18 protein-coding genes are annotated in these 22,511 nt (G+C 61.2%); 7 read left to right on the top strand and 11 right to left on the bottom strand.

From position 1 onward, the window contains the following. Nucleotides 1-33: 33 nt before the first annotated feature. The 4 genes from FOM92_RS09105 to FOM92_RS09090 are packed head-to-tail and all read right to left on the bottom strand — an operon-like array spanning nt 34 to nt 3,559. Nucleotides 34-624: an ABC-type transport auxiliary lipoprotein family protein gene (locus FOM92_RS09105; protein ID WP_143776570.1), complete on the bottom strand. Its 591-nt coding sequence runs from the start codon at nt 622-624 to the stop codon at nt 34-36. A 7-nt stretch (nt 625-631) separates the two neighbouring features. Beyond that, complete coding sequence (locus FOM92_RS09100) at nt 632-1,612, bottom strand: MlaD family protein (protein ID WP_143776569.1); 981 nt, start codon at nt 1,610-1,612, stop codon at nt 632-634. 42 nt (nt 1,613-1,654) lie between these two features. Continuing rightward, the gene (locus tag FOM92_RS09095; RefSeq protein ID WP_143776568.1) at nt 1,655-2,443 is read right to left on the bottom strand and encodes an ABC transporter ATP-binding protein; all 789 of its coding nucleotides are present in this window, start codon (nt 2,441-2,443) and stop codon (nt 1,655-1,657) included. A 3-nt stretch (nt 2,444-2,446) separates the two neighbouring features. Beyond that, entirely contained in the window at nt 2,447-3,559 is a 1,113-nt protein-coding gene (locus FOM92_RS09090; RefSeq protein WP_143776567.1) for an ABC transporter permease, read from the bottom strand. A gap of 78 nt (nt 3,560-3,637) precedes the next feature. Here FOM92_RS09090 and FOM92_RS09085 point away from each other — a divergent pair, with 78 nt between their 5' ends. After that, nucleotides 3,638-4,324, top strand: a complete 687-nt coding sequence (locus FOM92_RS09085) for an HAD family hydrolase (RefSeq protein WP_246087242.1) — start codon at nt 3,638-3,640, stop codon at nt 4,322-4,324. On the opposite strand, the gene FOM92_RS09080 is transcribed toward FOM92_RS09085, so the two are convergent. Both FOM92_RS09080 and FOM92_RS09075 read right to left on the bottom strand, forming a co-directional pair. Next, on the bottom strand, nt 4,321-5,622 hold the full coding sequence (locus FOM92_RS09080; protein ID WP_246087346.1) for a cystathionine gamma-synthase family protein: 1,302 nt from the start codon (nt 5,620-5,622) through the stop codon (nt 4,321-4,323). The two genes, FOM92_RS09085 and FOM92_RS09080, sit on opposite strands and share 4 nt — an antisense overlap. Before the next feature lie 186 nt (nt 5,623-5,808). After that, entirely contained in the window at nt 5,809-6,510 is a 702-nt protein-coding gene (locus FOM92_RS09075; RefSeq protein ID WP_143776565.1) for an acyl carrier protein, read from the bottom strand. Between the two features lie 427 nt (nt 6,511-6,937). Between FOM92_RS09075 and FOM92_RS09070 the strand changes: the two genes are divergently transcribed. Beyond that, nucleotides 6,938-7,348, top strand: coding sequence for a hypothetical protein (locus FOM92_RS09070; RefSeq protein ID WP_143776564.1), 411 nt, complete (start codon nt 6,938-6,940; stop codon nt 7,346-7,348). Between the two features lie 496 nt (nt 7,349-7,844). On the opposite strand, the gene FOM92_RS09065 is transcribed toward FOM92_RS09070, so the two are convergent. Beyond that, nucleotides 7,845-9,245: an SLC13 family permease gene (locus FOM92_RS09065; RefSeq protein ID WP_143776563.1), complete on the bottom strand. Its 1,401-nt coding sequence runs from the start codon at nt 9,243-9,245 to the stop codon at nt 7,845-7,847. Further along, complete coding sequence (gene pgeF, locus FOM92_RS09060; RefSeq protein ID WP_143776562.1) at nt 9,242-10,006, bottom strand: peptidoglycan editing factor PgeF; 765 nt, start codon at nt 10,004-10,006, stop codon at nt 9,242-9,244. The genes FOM92_RS09065 and pgeF overlap by 4 nt, the downstream gene beginning before the upstream one ends. A gap of 89 nt (nt 10,007-10,095) precedes the next feature. On the opposite strand from pgeF, the gene FOM92_RS09055 reads away from it, so the two are divergent. Both FOM92_RS09055 and FOM92_RS09050 read left to right on the top strand, forming a co-directional pair. Continuing rightward, entirely contained in the window at nt 10,096-10,896 is an 801-nt protein-coding gene (locus tag FOM92_RS09055) for an SDR family oxidoreductase (protein ID WP_211347427.1), read from the top strand. A 92-nt stretch (nt 10,897-10,988) separates the two neighbouring features. Continuing rightward, the gene (locus FOM92_RS09050) at nt 10,989-11,786 is read left to right on the top strand and encodes an esterase/lipase family protein (protein ID WP_246087241.1); all 798 of its coding nucleotides are present in this window, start codon (nt 10,989-10,991) and stop codon (nt 11,784-11,786) included. A 55-nt stretch (nt 11,787-11,841) separates the two neighbouring features. On the opposite strand, the gene FOM92_RS09045 is transcribed toward FOM92_RS09050, so the two are convergent. Genes FOM92_RS09045 through FOM92_RS09035 form a run of 3 tightly spaced genes read right to left on the bottom strand, consistent with a single transcriptional unit; the run spans nt 11,842 to nt 15,310 of the window. Beyond that, nucleotides 11,842-13,326, bottom strand: a complete 1,485-nt coding sequence (locus tag FOM92_RS09045) for a WS/DGAT/MGAT family O-acyltransferase (protein ID WP_143776561.1) — start codon at nt 13,324-13,326, stop codon at nt 11,842-11,844. A gap of 59 nt (nt 13,327-13,385) precedes the next feature. Continuing rightward, complete coding sequence (locus FOM92_RS09040; protein ID WP_143776559.1) at nt 13,386-14,312, bottom strand: DMT family transporter; 927 nt, start codon at nt 14,310-14,312, stop codon at nt 13,386-13,388. Continuing rightward, entirely contained in the window at nt 14,309-15,310 is a 1,002-nt protein-coding gene (locus tag FOM92_RS09035; protein ID WP_143776557.1) for a threonine aldolase family protein, read from the bottom strand. The genes FOM92_RS09040 and FOM92_RS09035 overlap by 4 nt, the downstream gene beginning before the upstream one ends. Before the next feature lie 395 nt (nt 15,311-15,705). Here FOM92_RS09035 and FOM92_RS09030 point away from each other — a divergent pair, with 395 nt between their 5' ends. The 3 genes from FOM92_RS09030 to FOM92_RS15945 are packed head-to-tail and all read left to right on the top strand — an operon-like array spanning nt 15,706 to nt 22,273. Next, entirely contained in the window at nt 15,706-17,955 is a 2,250-nt protein-coding gene (locus FOM92_RS09030) for an autotransporter assembly complex protein TamA (RefSeq protein ID WP_246087240.1), read from the top strand. Next, nucleotides 17,952-22,118, top strand: a complete 4,167-nt coding sequence (locus FOM92_RS09025) for a translocation/assembly module TamB domain-containing protein (RefSeq protein ID WP_246087239.1) — start codon at nt 17,952-17,954, stop codon at nt 22,116-22,118. The genes FOM92_RS09030 and FOM92_RS09025 overlap by 4 nt, the downstream gene beginning before the upstream one ends. Continuing rightward, complete coding sequence (locus FOM92_RS15945; RefSeq protein ID WP_158902461.1) at nt 22,118-22,273, top strand: hypothetical protein; 156 nt, start codon at nt 22,118-22,120, stop codon at nt 22,271-22,273. The genes FOM92_RS09025 and FOM92_RS15945 overlap by 1 nt, the downstream gene beginning before the upstream one ends. The last annotated feature ends 238 nt before the right edge of the window (nt 22,274-22,511 follow it).

Below are 22,511 nucleotides of genomic sequence, written 5' to 3'. Positions count from 1 at the left end.
CCTGCCTTCGAAACCCTGTGCGAACCCGTAACCCTATCCAACCCAGGCGCTGATCTGGCCCGCTACGTCATTGGCGGCGGCGTTGAGGGCGCGGCCGGCTTCGCGGGCGTCGATGGCGGTGACGGGTTTGCGCGATTCAAAGCGCTTTTTTTCGACCGTCTGGCCGCGGTTGATCTTGACTGCGTCGTAAACGACCACGGCTTCGGATGCGGCTTCATCAAGACCGAATTCCAAAAGGCTGCCCGACAGATATAATTGCGCCCTGCCGCCTGCGTCGGTTTCATTGAGCACCAGACGGTTGTTCTTCGCCGCGATATTTTCCATCAGCAGCATCTGCATCAGGCGCGACGGTTTGTCGGCCCAGACGGCGTCCTTGATATAGGCGATGTTGCTGTCGTCGACCTGCACCGGCACGCGGTTCGTGTCGAGCTTGCGCGGGGTTTCCGGCAAGAGGACGATCAAAGCCTCGCCCGAGGCACCGCTTTTGCTCGTTCCGCCGGCAACGCTGCTGTCGGATGTCAGCACCAGCATCGAAGGCGGGGCCTTGCCGCCGAAGCTGACGCAGGCGGACAGGGCGAGGGCGGCGGTGGCGACACAGAGGGCGTTTCGCAGAGTCTTGGTCATGGTCATCTCAATTCCGTTTCCGGCCATCGGGCTTGTAATCGGGGAGCGCAGGCGCGCTGACGACGCCGCCAAGGCCATTCTGGTCCACCCGCTCGGTCACCGATTTCAGCGACACCGACAGTTCACGCAGGTCGCGGGCCAGTTGTGTGACCTCCGGCAGGGTCTGTGTGTTCAGCGTTTCGATGGCGGGGTTGGCGTTGTTCAGCGTGGTTTCCAGCGCGGCAAGGCTGCCATTGGCGGCGCGCAATGTCTTGCGCAGTTCCGCCATCATCGGCTTGCCATCGCTGTCGAGCAACTGGTTGGTCGTACCGGCGACCTTGGCCAGCTCATCTGCTGCCAGTCCCGCCTTTTGCAGGGTTAGGCGCGATTCCTGCACCGCGGCACGCAGGTCAGGGGCCTGTGTCGCCAGCGATCCCGACAGGCTTTCGACATTGTCGAGTATCTGTTCGATGGACTGCTGGTTCTTGTCCGACAGGATGTTGGTCAGCCGTTCGGTCAGGGTCGACAGACGTTCGAGCAGCAGCGGCGCATTGTTCAGCAATTCGCCCAGCGCACCGGGCTTGGTGGGAATGACCGGAACGCCCGTGGGGCAGGCGGATTTGGGATTGTCCTTGGGGCATTGGAGCGGCGGTGCGCCCTTGACCGCGCCATCGAGCTGGATTTCCGACACGCCCGTGAAACCGACGCCGTTAATCGTGGCAACCGTGCCGAGCAGGATAGGCACCTCGTCCTTGATGGTGATGCGGACGCGGACAAAATCGGGGTCGGGTTCCCATAAATCGATGCTCTTGATCTCGCCCACGGGCACGCCGGAGAAGGACACGCCCGAACCCTTGGCAAGGCCGTTGACCGATTGCTGGAAGAAGATGTCATATTCTTTCTTGCTGCCTTCACCGGCACGCGAAAGCCAGACGGTGAAACCGGCGAGCAGCGCCAGCAACAAGAGGGTGATAGCACCGACCACTACATAATTGGATTTCGTTTCCATCGCCCTGTCTTATGGCCTCCCTGGCAACCGCTTGTCCACGACCTATTTGTCGACGCGCTTTGCATGTCCTCTGCGTGCGGCCCGCCCGCGCGGACCGCTGAAATATTCCTTGATCCATGGATGATCGGTCGCCAGCAGATCCTCGATCGGACCGATGGCAATCACCTTATGGTCGGCAAGCACCGCGACCCGGTCACATATGGCATATAATGTGTCGAGATCGTGGGTAATCAGGAACACGGTTAACCCCAATGTTTCCTTGAGGTTCCGGGTGAGATTGTCGAAATTCGCCGCGCCAATGGGGTCGAGGCCCGCTGTCGGTTCGTCGAGAAACAGCAATTCCGGATCCATCGCCAGCGCCCGGGCAAGCCCTGCGCGCTTGCGCATCCCGCCCGACAGTTCGGACGGATATTTATGCGCCGCCTCGGGCGGCAGGCCGCTCAGATGGATTTTGTAGCGGGCGATTTCCTCCAGCAAATCGGCGCTGAAATCGGGGTAGAATTCGCGCAAGGGCACCTGCACATTTTCGGCCACGGTCAGCGTGGAAAACAGGGCACCGCCCTGAAACAGGACGCCCCAGCGACGCCGGACGTCGGTGGCCTCATCCTCTTCCTTGCCGATCATTTCCTCGCCAAAGACGTGGATATCGCCTGCGGTCGGTTCCTGCAGCCCGATGATCGATCGCATCAGCACGGACTTGCCGGTGCCTGATCCGCCGACAACGCCCAATATCTCCCCCTGCCGGACATCGAGGTCGAGGTCCTGGTGGATGATCTGCTCGCCAAAGCTGTTGCACAGCCCCCGGACCGAAATGATGTTGCCGTCCGCCATCGCTCAGTCCCAGCCGATTTCGCTGAAGAAGACGGCGAAGAAAGCGTCGAGGACGATGACGAGGAAGATCGCCTGCACCACCGCGGCGGTGGTCTTGAGGCCGACCTGTTCGCTGTTCCCTTCGACCTGCATCCCCTGGAAACAGCCGGCCATGGCGATGATCGCGCCGAAGACCGGTGCCTTGATCAGCCCGATCCAGAAATCGGTCATCGGCGTCACTTCGCGCAGGCGGATGATGAAGGTATCGGGCGGGATTTCGAGGATGATCCAGCACAGCAGGCCGCCGCCGATGATGGCCATCAACGATGCATAAATGCCGAGCAGGGGCATCATGATCACCGCCGCGATGACGCGCGGTACGACGAGCGCTTCGGCAGGGACAACGCCGATGGTGCGCATCGCGTCAATCTCTTCGGTGATTTTCATCGTCCCGATCTGCGCCGCAAAGGCAGAGCCCGAGCGCCCCGCGACCATGATCGCGGTCATCAAAATGCCAAGCTCGCGGAAGGTGAGCCGGCCGATCAGGTTGATCGTGAACACCTCGGCCCCGAACTGCCGCAACTGCACCGCACCCTGCTGCGCAATGACGATACCGATCAGGAAGCTCATCAGCCCGATAATGCCGAGCGCGCGGACGCCGACCATGTCGAAATGCTGCACCACCGAATGCCAGCGGAAACGGCTGGGGTTGAGCATCAATATGACGGAGGCTTTGACCACCTGTCCGACAAAGCCCAGAAAATGGAGGAGCGTCGTAAAGGCGACGACGACACCCATGCCAACCTCGCCCAGAAAACGGCTGAGCGGTGGCACATGCGCCGGTGCGACAGGATCGGAATCGTCCACACCGCTCACCGCCTCGATCAGGCGGACGGCGTCCTTGTCGGCATTGGTGATCTTGGCACCATGCTTTTGCGCGGTGCGGTAGACGAGCCAGGCGCCCACCGTGTCGATATGGGTGACGCCTGAGAGATCGATCTGCGCCACAGAATCGGGAAGGGCGTGCAGCCGTGCATCCAGATCGCCAATCGATGCGATAGCCAGATTGCCCGAAAAACGGACGATTTCGCTGCCGTCGGGCAGGGTTTCTTGGATAAAGTCGGCAGCGTCAGCCATATCTGTATAACTGGCGCATAATCCGAACTATAACAAGTCTGTAGACATTCATGCGTGGATTGTGCCTGAAGGGACATCATGACGACTTCCGCCAAAACCCTGCTTGCCATTTATGACATGGACAAAACGGTCACCCGCCGCGCGACCTATAATGGCTTCCTGTTGCATATGGCATTGAACAAGTCGCCGTGGCGATTGTTCCTTTCGCCGCTGCTGCCTGTCGGTCTGGCGCTCTATGCGCTGAAGGTCTGGGATCGGGGGCGGTTGAAACAATTTGCACAGATGCTGCTGATCGGCCACCGCGTCCCGCCCGAAAAATTCGCGCGCTATCTGGAAAGCCACGCCGATCTGGTGGTGGGCAAGAATGTCTACCCGCAACTGCGCGAACGGGTGGCGGAGGAGAAGGCGGCGGGATACCGCCATGTCATGGCGACCGCATCCTACCGCCTTTATGTCGAGGCGATTGCGCGAAGGCTCGGCTTCGACGATGTGATCGCCACCAACCTTGCCACCAACAGCAGCGGCCATGTGCTCGCGCGGATCGACGGACATAATTGCTATGACGCGGCGAAGCTCGACCTCGTCAAGCAATGGATGCAGGCAGAGGGCATCAGGCGCGAAGACTGCCACATCCGCGCCTATTCCGACCATGTCTCCGACGCGCCGCTGCTCGGCTTTGCCGACGAACCCTTCGCCACCAACCCGCACGCCCCGCTCACCCAGATGGCGAAGGCGAACGGGTGGACGATATTGGACTGGCGCTAAACCTGCGCCAACGCCTGGTCGAAATCGGCGATCAGGTCATCGGGGTCTTCAATCCCGATCGAAATCCGCACCAGATTGTCGGTGATGCCCAGCGCGTCCTTGCGTTCCTGCGGGACGGACAGATGCGTCATCGCGGCGGGATGGCTGGCGAGCGTTTCGGTCCCGCCTAAACTGACCGCCAGCTTCGCGATTTTCAGCGCGTCGAGAAAGCGGAAGCTTTCCGCCTCGCCGCCGCGGATGAACAGGGAGAATGTCGACCCTGCGCCGCTGCAATGGCGGTTGTAGATATCCTGCTGCCGCGGATCGTCAATCATGCCGAGATAGCCCAGCCCCTCGACCTTGGGATGCGCCTTTAAAAAGGCGCAGACCTTCGCCGCATTTTCGCCCGCCCGCGTCATGCGCAGCTCCAGCGTTTCCAGACTGCGCAGCAACATCCACGCGGTATTGGGGTCGCAGATCGTGCCGATGACATTGCGCATCGGGCGGATGATGTTGATCAGCGCCCGGCTGCCCGAAACACCGCCTGCGACCAGATCGGAATGCCCGCCTGCATATTTGGTGAGGCTGTAGACAACCAGCTCCGCGCCCTGCCTGATCGGCTGCTGCCACAGCGGGCCCAAAAAGGTGTTGTCGATGGCGATGGCGGGTTTCTGCTCGCCCGGGAAGGCCGCATCACGCGCAGCGCGCACCGCCTCCACATCGACCAGCGCGTTGGTGGGGTTGGCCGGGCTCTCCAGATAGACCAGCGCCACCTTGCCACCCTTTTCGGCAGCCAGCGCCTTGGCCCGGTCCAGCATGCCGTCAATCTCCTCACGCGTTGCGCCTGCCGGAAAATCGAGGAAGGACACGCCAAAACGCGACAGGATGCGCGCGATCAGCGTCTCGGTCGCCGCATAGAGCGGGCCTGAATGCACGATCACGTCATTCTGCCCGACCAGCGCCAGCAACATGGTCGCAATGGCGGACATGCCGCTGGAGAAAACCAGACTGTCGTCCGCCTCGTCCCAGACGGCGAGGCGGTCCTCCAAAATCTCCTGATTGGGGCCGTTGAAGCGCGAATAGACAAGGCCATCGGCCGGGCCTTCACGCTTGCCGGTGATATGTTCAAAAAACTTCTTCCCCGCCGCCGCGCTTTCAAAAGCGAAGGTGGAGGTCAGGAAAATCGGCGGCTTCAGCGACCCTTCGGACAGGGTGGGGTCATAGCCATGCCCCATCATCAACGTCGACGGCTTCAGCCTGCGGCCGCCAATGGTTTCAATATCCGCCTTGGGTTTGCGACGCGAGGCGGGGGTGGCGATGGGGGGTGTTTTGCTATCAGTCACGGGATTCTCCTATTGCCCCATGCCATAACATTATTTGTTACAATTGAAACTAAATTACGTGCGGGGGCTAGGAGGAAGGAGGTGTGATGCGGGGGGGTGTGCCGTTGGAGGAGGGTGCGGGTAGTTTCGAGGCACGGGGAGATAGGCGACCGAACGTCGACTTCAAGCCGCACATGCGTCCTGCAGGCTTTTTCTGTGAAGATATGTATCCGGCGAAATAGCAGCAGGTTGCAAACTTCCATGCTCCCCTGCGAGCGCCGTCAGAATGGACCAGCGGTCGGCCGGTCTTCCGCCGGCTTCCACCAGAAAGGTTGCATTTAGGGGCAATGCCCGTTTCACAAGCTCGCCGATCGTTTCGACTCCTTTCGGAAACCGGCACGGATCCGTTTTCACAATGGCAAGCCCTATCGCTGCAATCACGCCCAAAACAACTGCGGTCAGCCAAAGCGCGGCAAAAACAGCGATAACGGTGAAGATAACGCCTGCCGTCAGTATCACCACACCAATATTGCCCCGCCATGTCATGGACGGGGAGGGTAGGCGCAGTCCACTTTCGGTCTCGATGGTTCGGAACATTCTGGACGGTGATTGCCCCATTGCGCTCAGCGCTGTGGTTGGGCGTATCTCCCTTTTTTCCAATGGACGCAGGGCGCTTCTGATCCTGTAAAAGATAATCGAAGACCCGCAATTTCCATCCTGAAGATCCCATTGGGGCAAATGCGCGCAAATCACGTTATAAACGTCGCCAACAGTGCAGCAATTCTCTGCCTCATCATCGCTTATCTTGATGCCGAATGTGTCTTCAATATCCTCGAGGAGGTCAATTGCCCCCCATTCGGGGTCCAGATCCAAAGTGTCAGGCATCCCGTCACTATGCCCCGAGTCAATGCGTTGGGCAACGCTGTGTAGGAACAGTCGCGCACAAAGGCGCAAAGACACCCGAAGACTGTCCCTAACCCATGCTTTTATAGTCGGCCGCGCGCTGGTGGATGGGTCGTGCCGATTTTTCGTCAGAAGAAGAAAGAGAAAGAAGGAAAAAGTAGGTTGAAAGGCATCACGCATCCGGCCCGTCTTTCTTCTTTCTCTTCTTTCTTCCAGCTAATCCTCTGGCACAAAGCTGTGGTGGCCCTGTACCTTTCCAAGCCCAAACAGCGGGTACGAATGTGCTGAACTTAAGGCGGCGTTCAATCTGCTAAGCGGCTAGCTGTTATAACCGGAATGTCGTGGATAGTTGTTGTTGATCTTCGTACCGTCCATAATCGGCCAGATTACGATTTGGTGGAGCTAGCCAATGGTCCGTCGAGTACTATTACTTTTGTGGTCCACCATCATCCTTAGCGGATGTTCATATGAATACGGCGTTGTTGCGACGCTTGAAAATGGGCAAATTACATTCGGGATAGACCCTAGATCGAACAGCAAACCATCATGCTTACGCAGGATCGAAGTAATTGCTGAAGATGAGCGAGAAAGCGCATGGCGTGCCAGCGTTAGTTACGATGACGATTGTGCCAATAAGTTTCCGATAAAATATGGAAGCAGCTTCCTTGGCCAGCCCCAGCCAGAATGGCCAACGATCACTGCACAACCTATCCGACCAGGCATCATTTATGAAGTCAACACCACGACGGGAGCAACAGGATATGGTTGGGGGCGTTTCACAATCAAAACAGACGGTCAGCTTGTAAATTTGGAGCAATAGACGGCCGCAACATTGTCGAGAGCGGTCATATCACCACATGTCGCTTCTATGTAAAAGACAATCTAAACAATAATGAGCCATCGGAATTTTTCTCAATTTTATACCAATTCGACTTCTGGTCGGTGAATGTACAGCCATTACTGTCTGATAGATCGCAAGAAACATCGAATTTTTCTGCTATTTGGTCATTCAGTTCGAGCAAGCATTTTTCGTCTGCGACAATGATGACTTGATATATGGGTTCACTTTCATGGTCGTGTTCGCCCTGTTTTGTATTTTTGATCGTAGAACTCTCGCAGATGCTTAGGCCCGTCACTTCCTTGAAATAAGAAGATGTTTCCGGGCGCTTTGGGGTGCATGCTGTGTTCGAAATCAAGAAAAGCAAACAACTGGCAAGGATAGACGTCCGCGAGTTCACCGGTGTTTAACTCCCTTAAAATCGCCACCCAAGGCAAAAGCCCCCCGCCTTCTTCCTTCTAGCAAAAACCCCAAACCCCTAAAGCAGCCCAACCACCCAGATCACCCCGACAATCAACGGTATCCCTGCAATATCCAGCAGGAATCCGGCCTTGACCATTTTGGGCAGGGCGATGTGGCCGGTGGACCAGGCTATGGCGTTGGGGCCGGTGCCCGATGGCATCATGAAGCCCCAGCTTGCGGCCATGGAGGCGGCCATGGCCATGAGCCAGGGGTCCGCACCGGTGGCCGTGACGAGGCCGGCGACGACGGGCAGGACGCCGCTGGCCGTCGCGACATTGCTGGCAAATTCGGTGATCAGGATGACCAGCGCGGTCAGTGCGAGGGCGATGATGACCGGGTGGACCGAGGACAGGGGTTCAAGCGCCTCGCCCAGCCATGCGGCAAGGCCGGATTCGGTAATCCCCGCCGCCAGCGCAAGTCCGCCGCCGAACATCATGATAACGCCCCAGGGCGCACGGTCGGCCTCTTGCCAGAGCAGCAGCGGACGTCCCGTGCCATCAGGGATAAGGAAGAGCAGCAGCGATCCTGCAATGGCGATGCTGCCATCGGTAATGCCACCCTTGGGCAGATAGGGTTCGATCAGCGGCTGGCCAATCCATGCGCCGATGACCAGCAGGAATATCGGCACCAGCCGCCGTTCGGCGACCGACATGGGCTGCGGTTTGCCAATGGCGGCGCGGGCGGCGTCGACGTCGAAGCTGCCCGCGCTGACCTTTTGCACGCGCATCAGGATGAAGGCGCAGAGCGGAATGCCGAGGAAGACGATAGGCAGGCCATATTGCATCCACGTCACGAAGCTGATCTGGATACCCAGTTGCTTTTCAACCAGCCCCGCCGCGATGGCGTTGGTGGGCGAACCGACCAGCGTACCCAGACCGCCAATGCTCGCGGCAAAGGCGACCCCCATGATCAGCGCGCCCGGAAGACCGTCAGTCTCCCCCTCTTTCACGCCGCCTGCCGCCAATACGGCAATGGCAATCGGCACCATGATAAGCGCGATGGAGGTGTTGGACATCACCATACTGAGCAGGGCGGTCGACCCCATGAAGGCGATCATCAGCCCCTGAACACTATGCCCCGAACGGCCAAGGATGGCGAGCGCGACGCGCCGGTGCATGCCGGTGCGTTCGATGGTCAGCGCCAGAAACGCACCGCCCAAAATCAGGAACAGGGTCGGCGAATAATATTCCTTGGCCACATCCTGCGCGGTCAGCACACCCATCAGCGGCAAAGCGAGAAAGGGAAGCAGCGCCGTTACGGTGAGGGGCAGGGCCTGCGTCATCCACCAGGTCGCCATCAATATGGTGAGCGCCGCGACATTCCATGCCGATGCCTCCATACCCGAAGGCACAGGGGCCAGCAGCATCGCGGCAAAGACCAGCAGGCCGCCCCAAAATCCCACTCGGGCCGCGGTCATGCGGGCAGGCCGATCAGCGAAATCTGGCGGCCATAGCCGGGCTCGTCCTTGTGGCAACTGCGGCGATAGCTGAAGAAACGGTCGGGCTGGCTATAGGTATCCTCGCCCAGACATTCGATTTGCGTAACCCCCGCCTGCGCCAGCCGCGCGGCGACATAGCCTTCGATATCGAACTGGTAATGGCCGGGTTTGCCATCGGCAAAGAAACGCTCATTTTCCGGATTTTCATCGACGAAGCGCTGGTAAAAGGCGGTATCCACCTCATAGCTTTTCTGCGCTATGCACGGCCCGATGGCGCAGCGGATGCGGGCGCGGTCGGCCCCGAGGGCCTCCATCGCGGACAGGGTGTTGTCGGTAACGCCGGTAATCGCGCCTTTCCATCCGGCATGGGCCGCACCGATCACGCCGGCCTGCGCATCGGCAAACAGGACCGGCACGCAATCGGCAGTGACAATGCCGAGCAACAGGCCGGGACGGTTCGTAACCATCGCGTCGCCCTTGGGCGGGTCTTCCGCATCGGTTGGTCCGGTCACCGTGACGACATCGGGCGAATGGATCTGGTAGACGCGGGCAATGTCGGCGCCCGCAAGCACGGCGTCTGCGGCACGGCGCCGGTTTTCAAGCACGGCCTCGCGCTCGTCTTCCGACCCCAGACCCACATTCAGGCCGGCATAGATTCCGGTGGACACGCCCCCTGCACGCCCGAGAAAACCGTGCGGGACATCGCCCAGCATCCGTGCCCTGATAAGTTCGACGCTCATTGCTTCTGCTTCTCCCTGTGGGCTTCATTGCAAGTGCGGCGCTTGACGGCAAGCCATTAGATTGCGAACCACAGGCCATGACAGGGCATATGCTGATTTTCGGAATGGGCTACACCGCGTCGCGGCTGGCCGAACGGCTCCGCACGGCCGGTTGGCGGGTCACCGGCACAAGGCGGATGAGCGGGGAGGGCGCGGTGGCCTTTGACGACCGTTATGCCGTGCTCGACGCGCTGGAAAGCGCAACCCATATCCTGTCGAGCGTGCCGCCGCTGGCCGAGGGTGTTGACCCGGTGCTGGCGTCCTATGGCGCGGAAATCGCGGGCAGCAGGGCGCAATGGTCGGGCTATCTGTCATCAACCGGCGTCTATGGTGATACCGGCGGCGCATGGGTGGATGAAAGCGCGTCCATTGGTCAGGGTCGCCGCACGGCGCGGGCCGAGGCGGATCTGGCGTGGCAGGGGGTGCGGCCGGATATGCATGTCTTTCGCCTGCCGGGCATTTACGGGCCGGGCCGATCCGCGCTTGACCGTGTGCGCGAGGGCAAGGCCCACCGGATCGCCCTGCCGGACCAGATTTTCAGCCGTATCCATGCCGATGATATTGTCGGCGCAGTGATGGCTTCCTTTGCAGGTGCGCCCGGTGTCTATAATATCGCGGACGATCTGCCGGCATCGCAAAATGCTGTGATCGAATATGCCTGCGACCTTTTGGGCCTGCCCTGGCCGGTGCTGCAGACATTGGACGAGGCGCAGCTTTCACCGATGGCGCTGGGCTTTTATGCCGAAAACCGACGTATTTCGAACGGCAAGGCAAAGCGCCTGCTGGGCTGGGCACCCACATATAGCGATTATAAACAGGGGCTTAGCGCGCTATTGGCCGCGCCTGTATAAAAAAGCGGATTGACCGACGCGGAACTATCGGCCTAGCCTCCCGTTAAACTGGCAACAGACCAGCCGTTTCGAATGTTTTCGGGAGAGTTATTTTGGCCACTATCGCCGCGGAAAACCCGCATGCCGCCGTCAAGGCCCCCTCGCTTTTGCTGATCCTGAGCGAACTGCCCCGCGCTTTGCTGGAAACAGGATCGCTGCCCTGGGCCGCGCCCTTCCTGTTGCAGGCGCCCAAGGGCGACGGGCATCCGGTCATGCTGTTGCCCGGTTTCATGGCATCGGAATTTTCGATGAAGCCGCTGCACAGCTATCTGAAGAAGCTGGGCTATGATCCCTATCATTGGGAACTGGGCCGCAACCTTGGCCATAAGGCCGTGGGGCAGGAAGGCGAGAAAATGATCGCGCGGCTTGACGAAATCTACGCCAAGACCGGCAAGAAGGTCAGCCTTGTCGGCTGGTCACTGGGCGGTTCGTTCGCGCGCATGCTGTCGCGCCGCCGTCCCGACAAGATCCGGCAGGTGATTTCGCTGGGCTCGCCCATCAAGGGCACGCCCAAGTCCACCAATGCGTGGCGCGCCTATCAATATGTGACGGGGCAAAAGCTCGACGATCCGAAAATGCGCGAACAGGTCAGCGAAGGCCATGCGGTGCCGCCGGTGCCGTCGACCGCCATTTTCTCGCGCAACGATGGCGTTGTCGCCTGGCAAAACTCGCGCGAGCCTGCGTCGGACACGACGGACAATATCGAAGTGCGCGGCAGCCATTGCGGCCTAGGCGCTAACCCCGCCGTGCTCTGGGCAATTGCGGACCGTCTGGCCCAGCCGGAAGACGGCTGGAAACCCTTTGAACGCACCGGCGCGCGGGCGTTGGTATATCCGTCCTCGGGGCACTAAGCGATTGCGCTGGCCCCTCCCCTGATGGGGAGAGGGAGCGTTTTTCAGCGAGAAACTACTTCGCCTTGGGCTTCGCCTTTTTGGCGGGCTTTGCAGGCTTGGTTGCCTTTTCCGGCTTTGCCTCGCTGAAATCCGCGTCGCGCAGCGCTTCGAAGGAGCGTTGCAGCGCAGCGGCATAGGCCGAAGGGTCGGGCATGATGGCGCGGTCGCTGGTGAAGGAAATGGCGATTTCCGGACCGTAGCTGTAGATCGTGTTGATCAGGCCCATGCCGTCGAACACCGGCCCCAGTCCCATCATCCGCACCAGCTTCGCGCCTGCAAAATAGAGCGGGACACGCGGGCCGGGGACGTTGGTGGCGACGCAGTTGAACGCGGGCGAGTGCAGGTTCGCAACGCCAAGCCGCGTGTACAGCCGCGCGCCCAGTCCGGCGAGAGCGGCGGGCGTGAACTGGCTATAATCGGTCAGCGTCCGCGCACCGACCGCGTTGGTCATCGCCTTGCTGTTCTTCACTTCCTTATGGATGTAGCGCAGCCGCTCCGCAGGGTCGGCGATATGCGTGCCGAGCTGCACCATCATGGCCGAGACAAGGTTGCCCAGCGCTTCCTTTTCGCCCTCGGCCCGCACCGAAATGGGGGCCATGGCGGTCAGGCTGGGCTTGGGCAGGGCGTCGTGGCCCATCAGATATTCGCGCAACGCCCCGCCGATGATGGCAAGAATCACATCGTTGACCGTCGCGCCGTCGATCCGGTCCTTGATCGCGCGGATATCGGCGAGCGAATAGACCACGCCGTCAAACACGCGGTGCGGGCCGACCTTGCCATTGAAGATCGTCTGCGGCGCCATGCGCGTGGATTTCAGCGAGACGTCACCGCCCGCAATTTCCTTCGTCAGCCGCGCAATGCCGGGCACGGTGTTGGCCACCGTCTTGGCGAACTTCACCGGCTGGGTCACCGAATTGAACCATGTCCGCATCAGCATCTCGCCCAGCTTGGGATCATCCTCCGGCTTCCAGGTGGAAGGCGCAGGCTCGGGCACTTCCTTGGGTTCCAGATCATGCACCGCCGCGCTCAGCTCCACGCCCGACATGCCGTCAATTGCGGCATGGTGCACCTTGGATACCAGCGCAAAGCTGCCCTTGGGAATGCCGGGGATATTGTCGAGCCCCTCGACAATGTTGAACTCCCAAAGCGGCTTGGTCAGGTCCATCCCCCGCGCATGCAGACGCGCGACCTGGATACACAATTGCCGCCAGTCACCCGGTTGCGGCAGGGCGATGTGGCGGACATGATATTCCAGATCGAAATTCGCATCCTCCACCCAATAGGGGTGATCAAGGTCGAACGGGACGCGCACCAGTTTCTGGCGGAAACTGCGTGCCTTGTCCAAGCGCCCTTCGATATGGCGCAGGATATCCTTGAAGCGGACGAACCCGCCGGGCGCTGTGGAAGGGTCATAAATCGCGACCGACCCGATATGCATCGGCGTGTTCGGCGTATCCAGATAGACGAAACTCGCGTCCTGCCCGCTTAATTGCTCCATAGCCCTCTCCTGCCTTGTTTGGCAGCGAAGCTATCGCGATTCTATTTCGAAGGCGAGTCCTAAGCTTTCCGCGTTTGCATGGCGACGACGAGCCCGATCATCGCCAGCGCCGCGCCTGAAATGGCGAGCAGCGACCATTCATAGCCTTCAAAGGCGGTCGAGATCAGCATCGCGATCACCGGAATCAGCACGCCGGTATAGGCCGCCTTTCCGGGGCCGATGTCGCGGATCAGGCGGAAATAGAAAGGGAAGGTGAGGACCGTTCCGACTATGCCGAGATAGAACACGCCGCTCAGATATGCCGGGCGCGGGTCGATGACCGGCGGACCGGCAACGACGAACGCGATGGCGGCGTTGATGATCGCGCCGCACAGCATCGACCAGGCCAATATGGTCACGGTGGGAAAACGCGCAATGCGGGGCGTCACCTGCAGCACATTGGAAATTGAGGCAAAGCAGACCGCGGCGATAGTGAAGGACAGCCCGATGAGCACCTCCGTTCCGCCGACCGGCGCAACACGATATTCGCGCAGCATCAGCAAGCCGACGCCAGCCGTGGCAATGGCAGACCCGATGATGAACGGCCGTCCGATCGTGCGGCCCAGCCACAATTTGCCGAGTATCGCATTGGGAATGATCAGCAGGGCAAAGATAACCGCGACCAGACCTGATGTGATATGATGTTCCGCCAGATAGACGAAGTTGAAATTCAGCGAAAACTGGACCAGCCCCAGAAAAGCGGCCCAGCCCAGAAATTCCCGGTCAATCCGCAAGGGCTGCCGCATGATGAGGGCAAGGATAAACATGCCGATGGCCGCCACGGAAAAGCGGTAGGTGACCGACCAGCTTGACGGGACGACGCTCAATTGATCGCGGATGACAAACCAGGTCGATCCCCAGATCAGCGACACGAACAGAAAAGGAATGAGGACGCGCGGCGTCAGCAGCCCGGGTTCGGTGACGGGTTCGGGATCATGACGGCTCATAGGGCGGCAATCGCGCGGGCAAGAGGTGCGACGTCGTCCTCTGTATGGTGCCAGCTCGTGACCAGACGCGCCGCGCCTTCGCCCCAGTCGTAAAAGTCAAAGCCCTGCGCGCGCAGGCCGGCGGCTTCGGCGGCGGTCAGACGGACGAAAATCTCGTTGGCCTCGACCGGATAGAGCAGGCGGCCCTGTGCGGCATTGGCAATGACCGTTGCAGCCGCATTGGCCGCGCGGGCATTGTCCAGCCACAAATCCCCGTCCAGCATCGCCAGCAACTGCACCGCCAGGAACCGGCCTTTGGATTGCAAATGCCCTGCACGCTTGCGGCGATAGCGCGCCGCGTCCGCATGGGCCGGGTCGAAATAGACCAGCGCCTCTGCGCCCATGCCGCCATTTTTGGCAAAGCCGAAACTCAGCACATCGACGCCCGCACGCACGGTCACATCGGCGGGATGGCAGCCAAGCGACGCCACCGCATTGCCAAAGCGGGCCCCGTCCATATGGAAACCAAGGCCGCGCGCACGGCATACATCGCCCAGCGCCTCCACTTCGGCAGGGCGATAGGTCAGGCCATATTCGGTGGCATTGGTCACCGAGAGCGCAGCGGCCTGCACCTGATGCACATCGTTGCGGATCGTCCCCAGCAAATCGCTCACCGCCTGCGGCGTGACCTTTGCCCCTTCACCGTCCACCAGCATCAGCTTTGCGCCGCCGGTATAAAATCCGGGCGCGCCGCATTCGTCGACTTCGATATGCGCCTCGCGGTGGCAGATGATGCCCTGATGCGGCTGGCATAAGGATGTCAGCGCAAGGCAGTTGGCCGCGGTGCCCGTGGCCACCCACAGCACGGCCACATCACAGCCGAAGGTTTCGGAAAAACGGGCATCCAGCTGCGCGCTCCATCGGTCACCATCATAGGCGGTATCAATCTGGTTCGCATCGGCGATGGCCTGCATCACTTTGGGATGCACGGGAGCCGCATTGTCAGAGAAAAAACGCATGATTGCGCAAGAAAGGAAATGCGCACCGGCGTCAAGCGGTTAGCGTGGGGAAAGGGGGAGATGCGCGCTCCCCCTCTCTCCTTTAGGGGAGAGGTACGCAGTCTTATGGCTTTAGCCATTAGACGGAGTGGAGAGGGGGAGGTGGGGCATTGCCTTCACCGTCGAAGCCCCTCTCCAACTGCGCCTAGGCCTTCGGCCAAGGCTTCGTATCCTCTCCCCTGAAGGGGAGAGGGGAAGGTGCGTTGGGGGACTGCCCCATCACCCGCAACCCCTCCATCCACCGCAATCCGCGCAAAGGAACATCCTTCGCGGTTGCATCTCTTTTTTGCCAAGCTATCGAAAAACACAGGGAGCCTTTTTGAATTTCGTGCGTTTGGGTGGCTGGAGATGCGTTTTTGATCCGATCCATAGCTCTGTTGCATCTCGCTTTTGCGACGGCCCCCGTGCTTGCCCAGAATGCGGCGGGCGCGGCGGAGGGTGTTGAGGTTGCGCCTGCGCCTGCGCCGCCATCATCGGAAGAGCGCAACAAGCCCATTATCAGTGACGAGGAGTTTGACGCCGCGATCCCCAGCCTTGACGACAAGCCGCTGGAATCGGTCGAGGAGTGGCAGCGCGAGCAGGATGCCCGTGACGAGACAGCCGCAACCGAGGAAGCCCGGCAACAGGCACAACAGACGGCGCAGGAAAGTGCAAATCCCGCCTTGCGCGACGGCGATGCGGTCGAGGTTCTGAGCGACCCGCCGGTTGTCGATCCGCTGCTGGATGAACCCCTGCCGTCCATAGATACATTCGACGCCGAACCACCCCCACAGCCGACCGAAGCCGCGGAAAATGAGGGCAACCAGTCGGTGCGCTATGTGGTGAAAATTAACGGGCTCGATCCGGGCGCCAATGCCGACGTTGCGCAGGACGCCGACGGGAATATCTACCGCACCACGTTGCGCCGTTTTTACGACCTGTCGGCGCTTGGCCGCAATGGCGGGCGCGCCGATACGCGTGCGGTGGTCAGCCAGCGTGCGCGGGCAGACCGGCAATTGCTGCTCGATATCCTGACCAGCGAAGGCTTTTACGATGCCACGGTGCGCGTGGCGACCGAGCGGACCAATGCCGCCGCCGCCGAAGGCAATGGGTCGGCGGCGTCCGAACCGCTCAACGTCGCCCTGAATGTCGTTCCGGGACGGCGTTATTATCTGGGCGAAATCCGTTTCGAAACGAAGCCCGTCGAACCTTCCGACCTCATTACCAGCAACTTTGTTCCGAAAAGTGGTGACCCAATTGTTGCCGACACGATATTGGCCGCAGAAGCCAATATCTCGATCAAACTGCCGGAAAATGGCTATCCCTTTGCCAAGGTCGGGCAGCGGGACATATTGCTCGACAGCGAAAGTGGGCTCGGGGACTATACCCTGCCGGTTGATCCCGGCGCGCGCAGCGTGTTCGGACAGATCAGGAGCGAAGGGACAGAAGCCTTTGACGCCGAACATGTCGCGATATTGCGGCGTTTCAAGACAGGGGATCTGTATGACAGCCGCAAGGTCGACGATCTGCGCGCGGCGCTGGTCGCAACCGGCCTGTTGTCGACGGTGTCGGTCGAACCTGTTCCTGGCGAGGGCACGGCGCCCGACGGCATGCCCTATGCGGATTTGCTTGTCCGGCAAGAAGCAGGGCCCGCGCGCACGCTTGCCATCAGTGCCGGTTATGGCACCGGCCAGGGTCCGCGGGTCGAGGGGAGCTGGACCCATCGCAATCTGTTCCCGCCCGAAGGGGCGCTGACCGCGGCAGGTGTGATCGGAACACAGGAACAGGCCGCAAGCGTCAGTTTTTCGCGGTCCAACGCCGGACGGCGCGACCGCACCTTTGAAATGTCGCTGTCGGCATTGCACAGCAATTATGACGCGTTCGAGGCCTATACCGGACGGGTTGCCGCCTTTTACAGCTATGCATCGACGCCCATCTGGCAAAAGAAATTCACCTGGTCGGCCGGCGTTGAAATATTGGCCACATCGGAAGACCAGTTCGATGTGGCGCGCGGGCTGCGTGACCGGCGGATCTTTTATGTGGCGGCATTGCCCGGACAGATTGGTTTCGACCGTTCGGACGATTTGCTGAATCCAACCAAAGGCTACCGCCTGAATCTGCGCCTGTCGCCCGAGGCATCGCTGGGCGGCGGGAAACGGATTTATGCGCGCGCCATATTGGACGGCTCCTATTATTATTCGCCGACCGACAATCTGGTGCTGGCCGCGCGCGGGCGCGTCGGGACGATCAGTGGAACCGGACGCGATGATCTGGCCCCGTCGCGGCGTTTTTACGGCGGCGGTGGCGGATCGGTCCGCGGCTTTGGTTACCAGCAACTGGGGCCGAAGGATCTGAATGGCGATCCCATTGGAGGACGCAGCATGAACGAAGCCGCGATCGAGGCACGATATCGTTTCGGCAATTTCGGGGTCGCGGGCTTTGTCGATGCGGGGCAGGTCTATGAAAGCAGCATTCCCAAATTTGACGACTGGCGCTTCGGCCTTGGCATTGGCGGCCGTTTCTACACCAATTTCGGACCGGTCCGGCTCGACATCGCGACACCGCTGAACCGCAGGGCAGGGGAGTCCAAGATCAGCGTCTATGTATCGATCGGGCAGGCATTTTGACGCTCGGCAGGCGCCTTGTCCTTGGGGGAGCTGCCCTGTTTGGCGTATTGCTGGCGGTGCTTTTGGGTGCCTATGTCTGGCTCGATACGCAATCAGGCCGCGCATTCGTGGCGCGGCAGGTCGCAGGCGTGGTGCTGGAAAATGGTCTGAATATCCGGATCGGAAAGATTGACGGGTCCATTTATGGCGGCGCGGTGCTGCGCGATGTGCAGTTTCGCGACCCCAAGGGTGCTTTTGCACGGTCGCCGGAAATCCGGCTCGACTGGCATCCCTTCGCCTATCTGACAGGGGTGGTTGATGTCGATGCGCTGACGGCACGCGAGCTAAATGTGGCGCGAATGCCTGCCTTCAATGTGGTGCCGGACCGGGGGGAACCGATGCTGCCCGATCTCGACATCCGGATTGACCGGCTGCGGGTGGACCGCATCGTCTTTGCAAAGGCGGTGACGGGCGAAGAACAGGTTGCGCGCCTTGATGGCAAGGCACGGATTGCCGACCGGCGTGCGGTGGTCGAGGCAATAGCAGGGTCAGCGCAGGGCGACAGGCTGGCGCTCAAGCTGGATGCCGTGCCCGATGACAACCGCTTTGACATTGATCTGAAGGTCGATGCCCCGGCAAAGGGTCTGGTTGCCGGTCTTCTCGGCCGTGAAGTGCCGGTGCGGGCGGCGCTCGACGGGCGCGGTAGCTGGCAGAAATGGGATGGCCGCCTGCGCGCGACCATGGGTGCGGAACAGGTGGCGGACGTCGCGCTGACCGCACGGGACGGTGTGTTTACGGCAAGGGGGGAAACTGCCCCTGCAAAGGTGATGGCAGACAGCCTGATTGTCCGCGGACTGTCGCCGGTTGCCACCATCGACCTGTCGGCATCCTTTGAACAGCGTGTTGCCGACATCAAGGGCAGCGTCCGTTCGGCTTCGGCCATATTGGGAACGAGCGGGCGGATCGACATGGCGCAAGGTGCGTTCGACGATCTTGCGCTTGACCTTAAATTGCTGCGCCCGGCGATTATTGGAAGCAATGTCAGCGGCACCAATGTGCAGGGCAAGGCCCTTTTGAACGGGGCCATTGCCGCGCCCACCATTGCCTATTCCGCGACGGCCAAAAGGCTGGCCTTTGACCGGACCACCTTTGAAGATGTCCGCGTGACGGGCGAGGCGGAAGGGCAGGAGGACCGGTTCCTGATTCCGGTCAATGCCATTGCGCGGCGGGTCACGGGTATCAACCAGATTGCGGGCGGATTGCTCACCAATGTCCGAATGAATGGCGACATCGCTATCGCCAATGGCCGCCTGCTGTCCGACAACATGAAAATACGCTCCGACCGGATCAACGCGACCGCGCTGATCATCGGAGATATGGCGAAGGGTTTTTACACCGGCGCGCTCAACGGCAAGGTGGACGGATTTGAAGTCAGCTCGGTCGGGCTGTTCAATGTGGTTGCCGATGTCGATCTCGAAACCACGCTGGGCCGGGGCTATGCGCTGGTGGGGACGATCAAGGCGCGCTCCACAAAATTGTTCAGCGCCGGCGTGCAGAAATTCCTCGGCGGGCAGATGTTCGTCAATGCCGGCATCCGCTACGGCACCGACGGCGTGTTGCGCGTCACACGGGCCAGCGTTTCGGCGCCGCAGTTCCGGCTGAACAGCGGCAATGGCACCTATGTGACAGACGGCGGCCGCGTTGTGTTCAACGGTGCGGGATACTCCAACCAATATGGCCCTGTGGCGGTGCAACTGACCGGCACGTTCGATCGCCCTGTTGCCCGCGTCACGGCGGCGCGGCCGGGCTTTGGCGTTGGCCTGTCCAATGTCGTCGGGCTCGTAACCCGCAGCGCGCGCGGCTATGCGATCACGCTGACGGGGTCCACCGACTATGGCCCCATTAGCGGGGATATCGACGTGCTGTCGGGCAACGGGCCGCTGACGATCGACATATTGCGCGGCGACTTTGCCGGGATCGGCCTGACGGGCCGGGTGCAGCAGGCGGCGTCGGGTCCGTTCCAGGGGACGCTGAACGGCGTGGGCGCTGGTTTTGACGGCACCATCGAGCTGTCGGCCGCAGGCAGATACCAGCGCGCGGTCGTCGATGCGGTTGCGAACAATGCCAGCCTGACAGGCGGGGAACAGACGCTCGCCATCGGGCGCGGCATCGTGAAGGCGGACGTCATTCTGTATGACAGCCCGCAGATCGTCGCCGATGTTCAGGTCGAAAATGCGCTGCTGAACGATATCGAGCTGGCGGCGGCGCGGGCGAAGGTCGACTATCGCGGCGGCACCGGTTCGGCCCGGATCCTTGCCGAGGGGCGCAGCCAGGTGCCGTTCCGCATCGCCGCCAACGCCGATCTGACGCCCGAACTGTGGCGCATCGCGGCGAAGGGCCGGGCGAACAGCATCGATTTTTCGACGGAAGGCCCGTTACGCATCGTGCCCGGGCGCGACGCATATGAGATCAAGCTGTCGACCATCCGCGTCGCCAATGGCACGGTAAAGCTCGCCGGCAGCTATGGCGACGGGCTGGAGCTTCAGTCGCGGCTGGACAATGTGAACATCGCGGTCATCAACCCCTTCCTGCCGGGCCTTGGCATCAGGGGCAGGGCGACGGGCAGCATCGACTGGTCGCAAGCCTCCCTTACCGCCTTCCCCCGCGCCGATGCGCGGCTGGAGATCAAACGCTTTGTCCGCACCAATTTGGGGTCCCGGTCGCAGCCGGTCGACATCAGCCTTGTCGGCCGCCTGCTGCCCGATGGCGGCAACGCCCGCGCGATCATCCGCCGTCTGGGTGCCGCCGTGGGCCGTCTGCAGATCGACTTGAGGCCCCTGCCGCCGGGCAATGCAAGCTGGACCGAGCGCCTGCTCGCCGCGCCGCTGTCGGGGGGCATCCGCTATAACGGCCCTGCCGATACGCTCTTCTCCCTCGCCGCGCTGGCGGACCAGAGCCTTGAGGGCAATATCGGCGTCGCCGCAGATTTCTCCGGCCGGGTGCAGACCCCGCGCCTGACCGGCGTCGTGCGCGCCAACGACCTGATTTACGAAAATGACGTCTATGGCACGCGCCTGACCAAGCTGCGCGTGCGGGGCCTGTTCACCAATGACCAGCTGGAGGTGACCGAACTGTCCGCCAATGCGGGCAGGGGGACCGTGACCGGCAAGGGCTTTGTCAATCTCAGCTCCGACAAGGGCTTCCCGTTACAGCTCGACCTCGACCTCAACCAGGCCCGCGTCGCGCGCAGCGAGTTGATCTCCACCACCGCAACCGGACAGATCAGCGTCACCAACACACCGGGCGGCGATGCCCTGATCAGCGGGACCCTGCGCCTGCCTGAAACGCGGTTCAAGATCATCCGCCAGGGCGCCGCCTCGGTCGCCACCCTGACCGGTGTGCGGCGCAAGGCGGCATCGGGCCGTCCGCGTGTGTCGGGCGATGCCGACCCGATCAGCACGCTGCCGAGCAACTGGAAACTCGACATCAAACTGACCGCGCCCGACGAACTTTATGTGAGCGGCATGGGCCTTGAATCCGAATGGGGCGCCAATCTGCGCGTCACCGGCACCAGCAACGCCCCGCGCATTGCGGGCGAAATGGAACTGGTGCGCGGCACGCTCGGCTTTGCGGGACGCTCGTTCGAACTTGAAAATGGCCGGATCAGCTTCAACGGCGGCCCGGCCACCAACCCGTCCATCCGCATTGCCGCCGCCAGCGAAGTCGACGGCACAACGGTCCGCGTCAATATCCGCGGCACCGGCCAGAATCCCGACATCAGCTTCAGCTCCACCCCTGCGCTGCCGCAGGACGAGATCATGGCGCGCATCCTGTTCGGCAATTCCATCGGCGAATTGAGCGCGATACAGGCGGTGCAGCTTGCCGCCTCGCTCAACAATCTGCGCGGCGGATCGGGCGGCCTCAACCCGCTTGGCGTGCTGCAATCGGCCACGGGGCTGAACCGCCTGCGCATATTGGGCGCGGACCAGACAACGGGCCGCGAAATGGCGGTGGCGTTCGGCCAGTATATCACCAACGATGTCTATGTCGAAATTGTCACCGACGCACGCGGCTATACCGCGACGCAGTTGGAAATCAGCCTGACGCCCGCACTTTCGGTGTTGAGCCAGATCGGCACCACCGGTACGTCGAACGTCAACGTCCGCTACAAGAAGGATTATTGATGCGCGCGCTCTGCCTTCTCCTGCTGCTGGGTGCCTGCCAGCAGGATTTCGACAGCCAATATGCCGAGACCGAGAAAAAGGTGAAGGCAGCGGAAGCGAAGATCGACGCGGCGCGGGCGAAGCAGGAAAAGCAGGAGGCAGGGGAGCAGCGTTGAGGGGAGGGGAAATCCATATGTCTCCCTCTCCCCTTCAGGGGAGAGGATACGAAGCCTTGGCCGACAGGCCTAGGCGTAGTTGGAGAGGGGCTTCGACGGTGAGGGCAATGCGCCACCTCCCCCTCTCCACTCCGTCTAATGGCTAAAGCCATAAGACTGCGTACCTCTCCCCTGAAGGGGAGAGGGAAAGATGTAGGACGGGGGACACATGCCTTCCTCCGTCCATTTTGACGAAAAT

Source organism: Sphingorhabdus contaminans, from assembly GCF_007280415.1.
Classification (GTDB): Bacteria; Pseudomonadota; Alphaproteobacteria; order Sphingomonadales; family Sphingomonadaceae; genus Sphingorhabdus_B; species Sphingorhabdus_B contaminans.
The sequence above is the reverse complement of the archived record's forward strand: the minus strand, read 5'-3'. Positions and strand labels throughout refer to the sequence as shown.

Coding starts and splice junctions, on each gene's coding strand:
- FOM92_RS09090 (WP_143776567.1), bottom strand. CDS start 3,559: ATGGCTGACGCTGCCGACTTTATCCAAGAAACCCTGCCCGACGGCAGC.
- FOM92_RS09070 (WP_143776564.1), top strand. CDS start 6,938: ATGGTCCGTCGAGTACTATTACTTTTGTGGTCCACCATCATCCTTAGC.
- FOM92_RS09085 (WP_246087242.1), top strand. CDS start 3,638: ATGACGACTTCCGCCAAAACCCTGCTTGCCATTTATGACATGGACAAA.
- FOM92_RS09100 (WP_143776569.1), bottom strand. CDS start 1,612: ATGGAAACGAAATCCAATTATGTAGTGGTCGGTGCTATCACCCTCTTG.
- FOM92_RS09035 (WP_143776557.1), bottom strand. CDS start 15,310: ATGCGTTTTTTCTCTGACAATGCGGCTCCCGTGCATCCCAAAGTGATG.
- FOM92_RS09075 (WP_143776565.1), bottom strand. CDS start 6,510: ATGCCTGACACTTTGGATCTGGACCCCGAATGGGGGGCAATTGACCTC.
- FOM92_RS09040 (WP_143776559.1), bottom strand. CDS start 14,312: ATGAGCCGTCATGATCCCGAACCCGTCACCGAACCCGGGCTGCTGACG.
- FOM92_RS09095 (WP_143776568.1), bottom strand. CDS start 2,443: ATGGCGGACGGCAACATCATTTCGGTCCGGGGGCTGTGCAACAGCTTT.
- FOM92_RS09065 (WP_143776563.1), bottom strand. CDS start 9,245: ATGACCGCGGCCCGAGTGGGATTTTGGGGCGGCCTGCTGGTCTTTGCC.
- FOM92_RS09045 (WP_143776561.1), bottom strand. CDS start 13,326: ATGGAGCAATTAAGCGGGCAGGACGCGAGTTTCGTCTATCTGGATACG.
- FOM92_RS09055 (WP_211347427.1), top strand. CDS start 10,096: ATGCTGATTTTCGGAATGGGCTACACCGCGTCGCGGCTGGCCGAACGG.
- FOM92_RS15945 (WP_158902461.1), top strand. CDS start 22,118: ATGCGCGCGCTCTGCCTTCTCCTGCTGCTGGGTGCCTGCCAGCAGGAT.
- pgeF (WP_143776562.1), bottom strand. CDS start 10,006: ATGAGCGTCGAACTTATCAGGGCACGGATGCTGGGCGATGTCCCGCAC.
- FOM92_RS09105 (WP_143776570.1), bottom strand. CDS start 624: ATGACCAAGACTCTGCGAAACGCCCTCTGTGTCGCCACCGCCGCCCTC.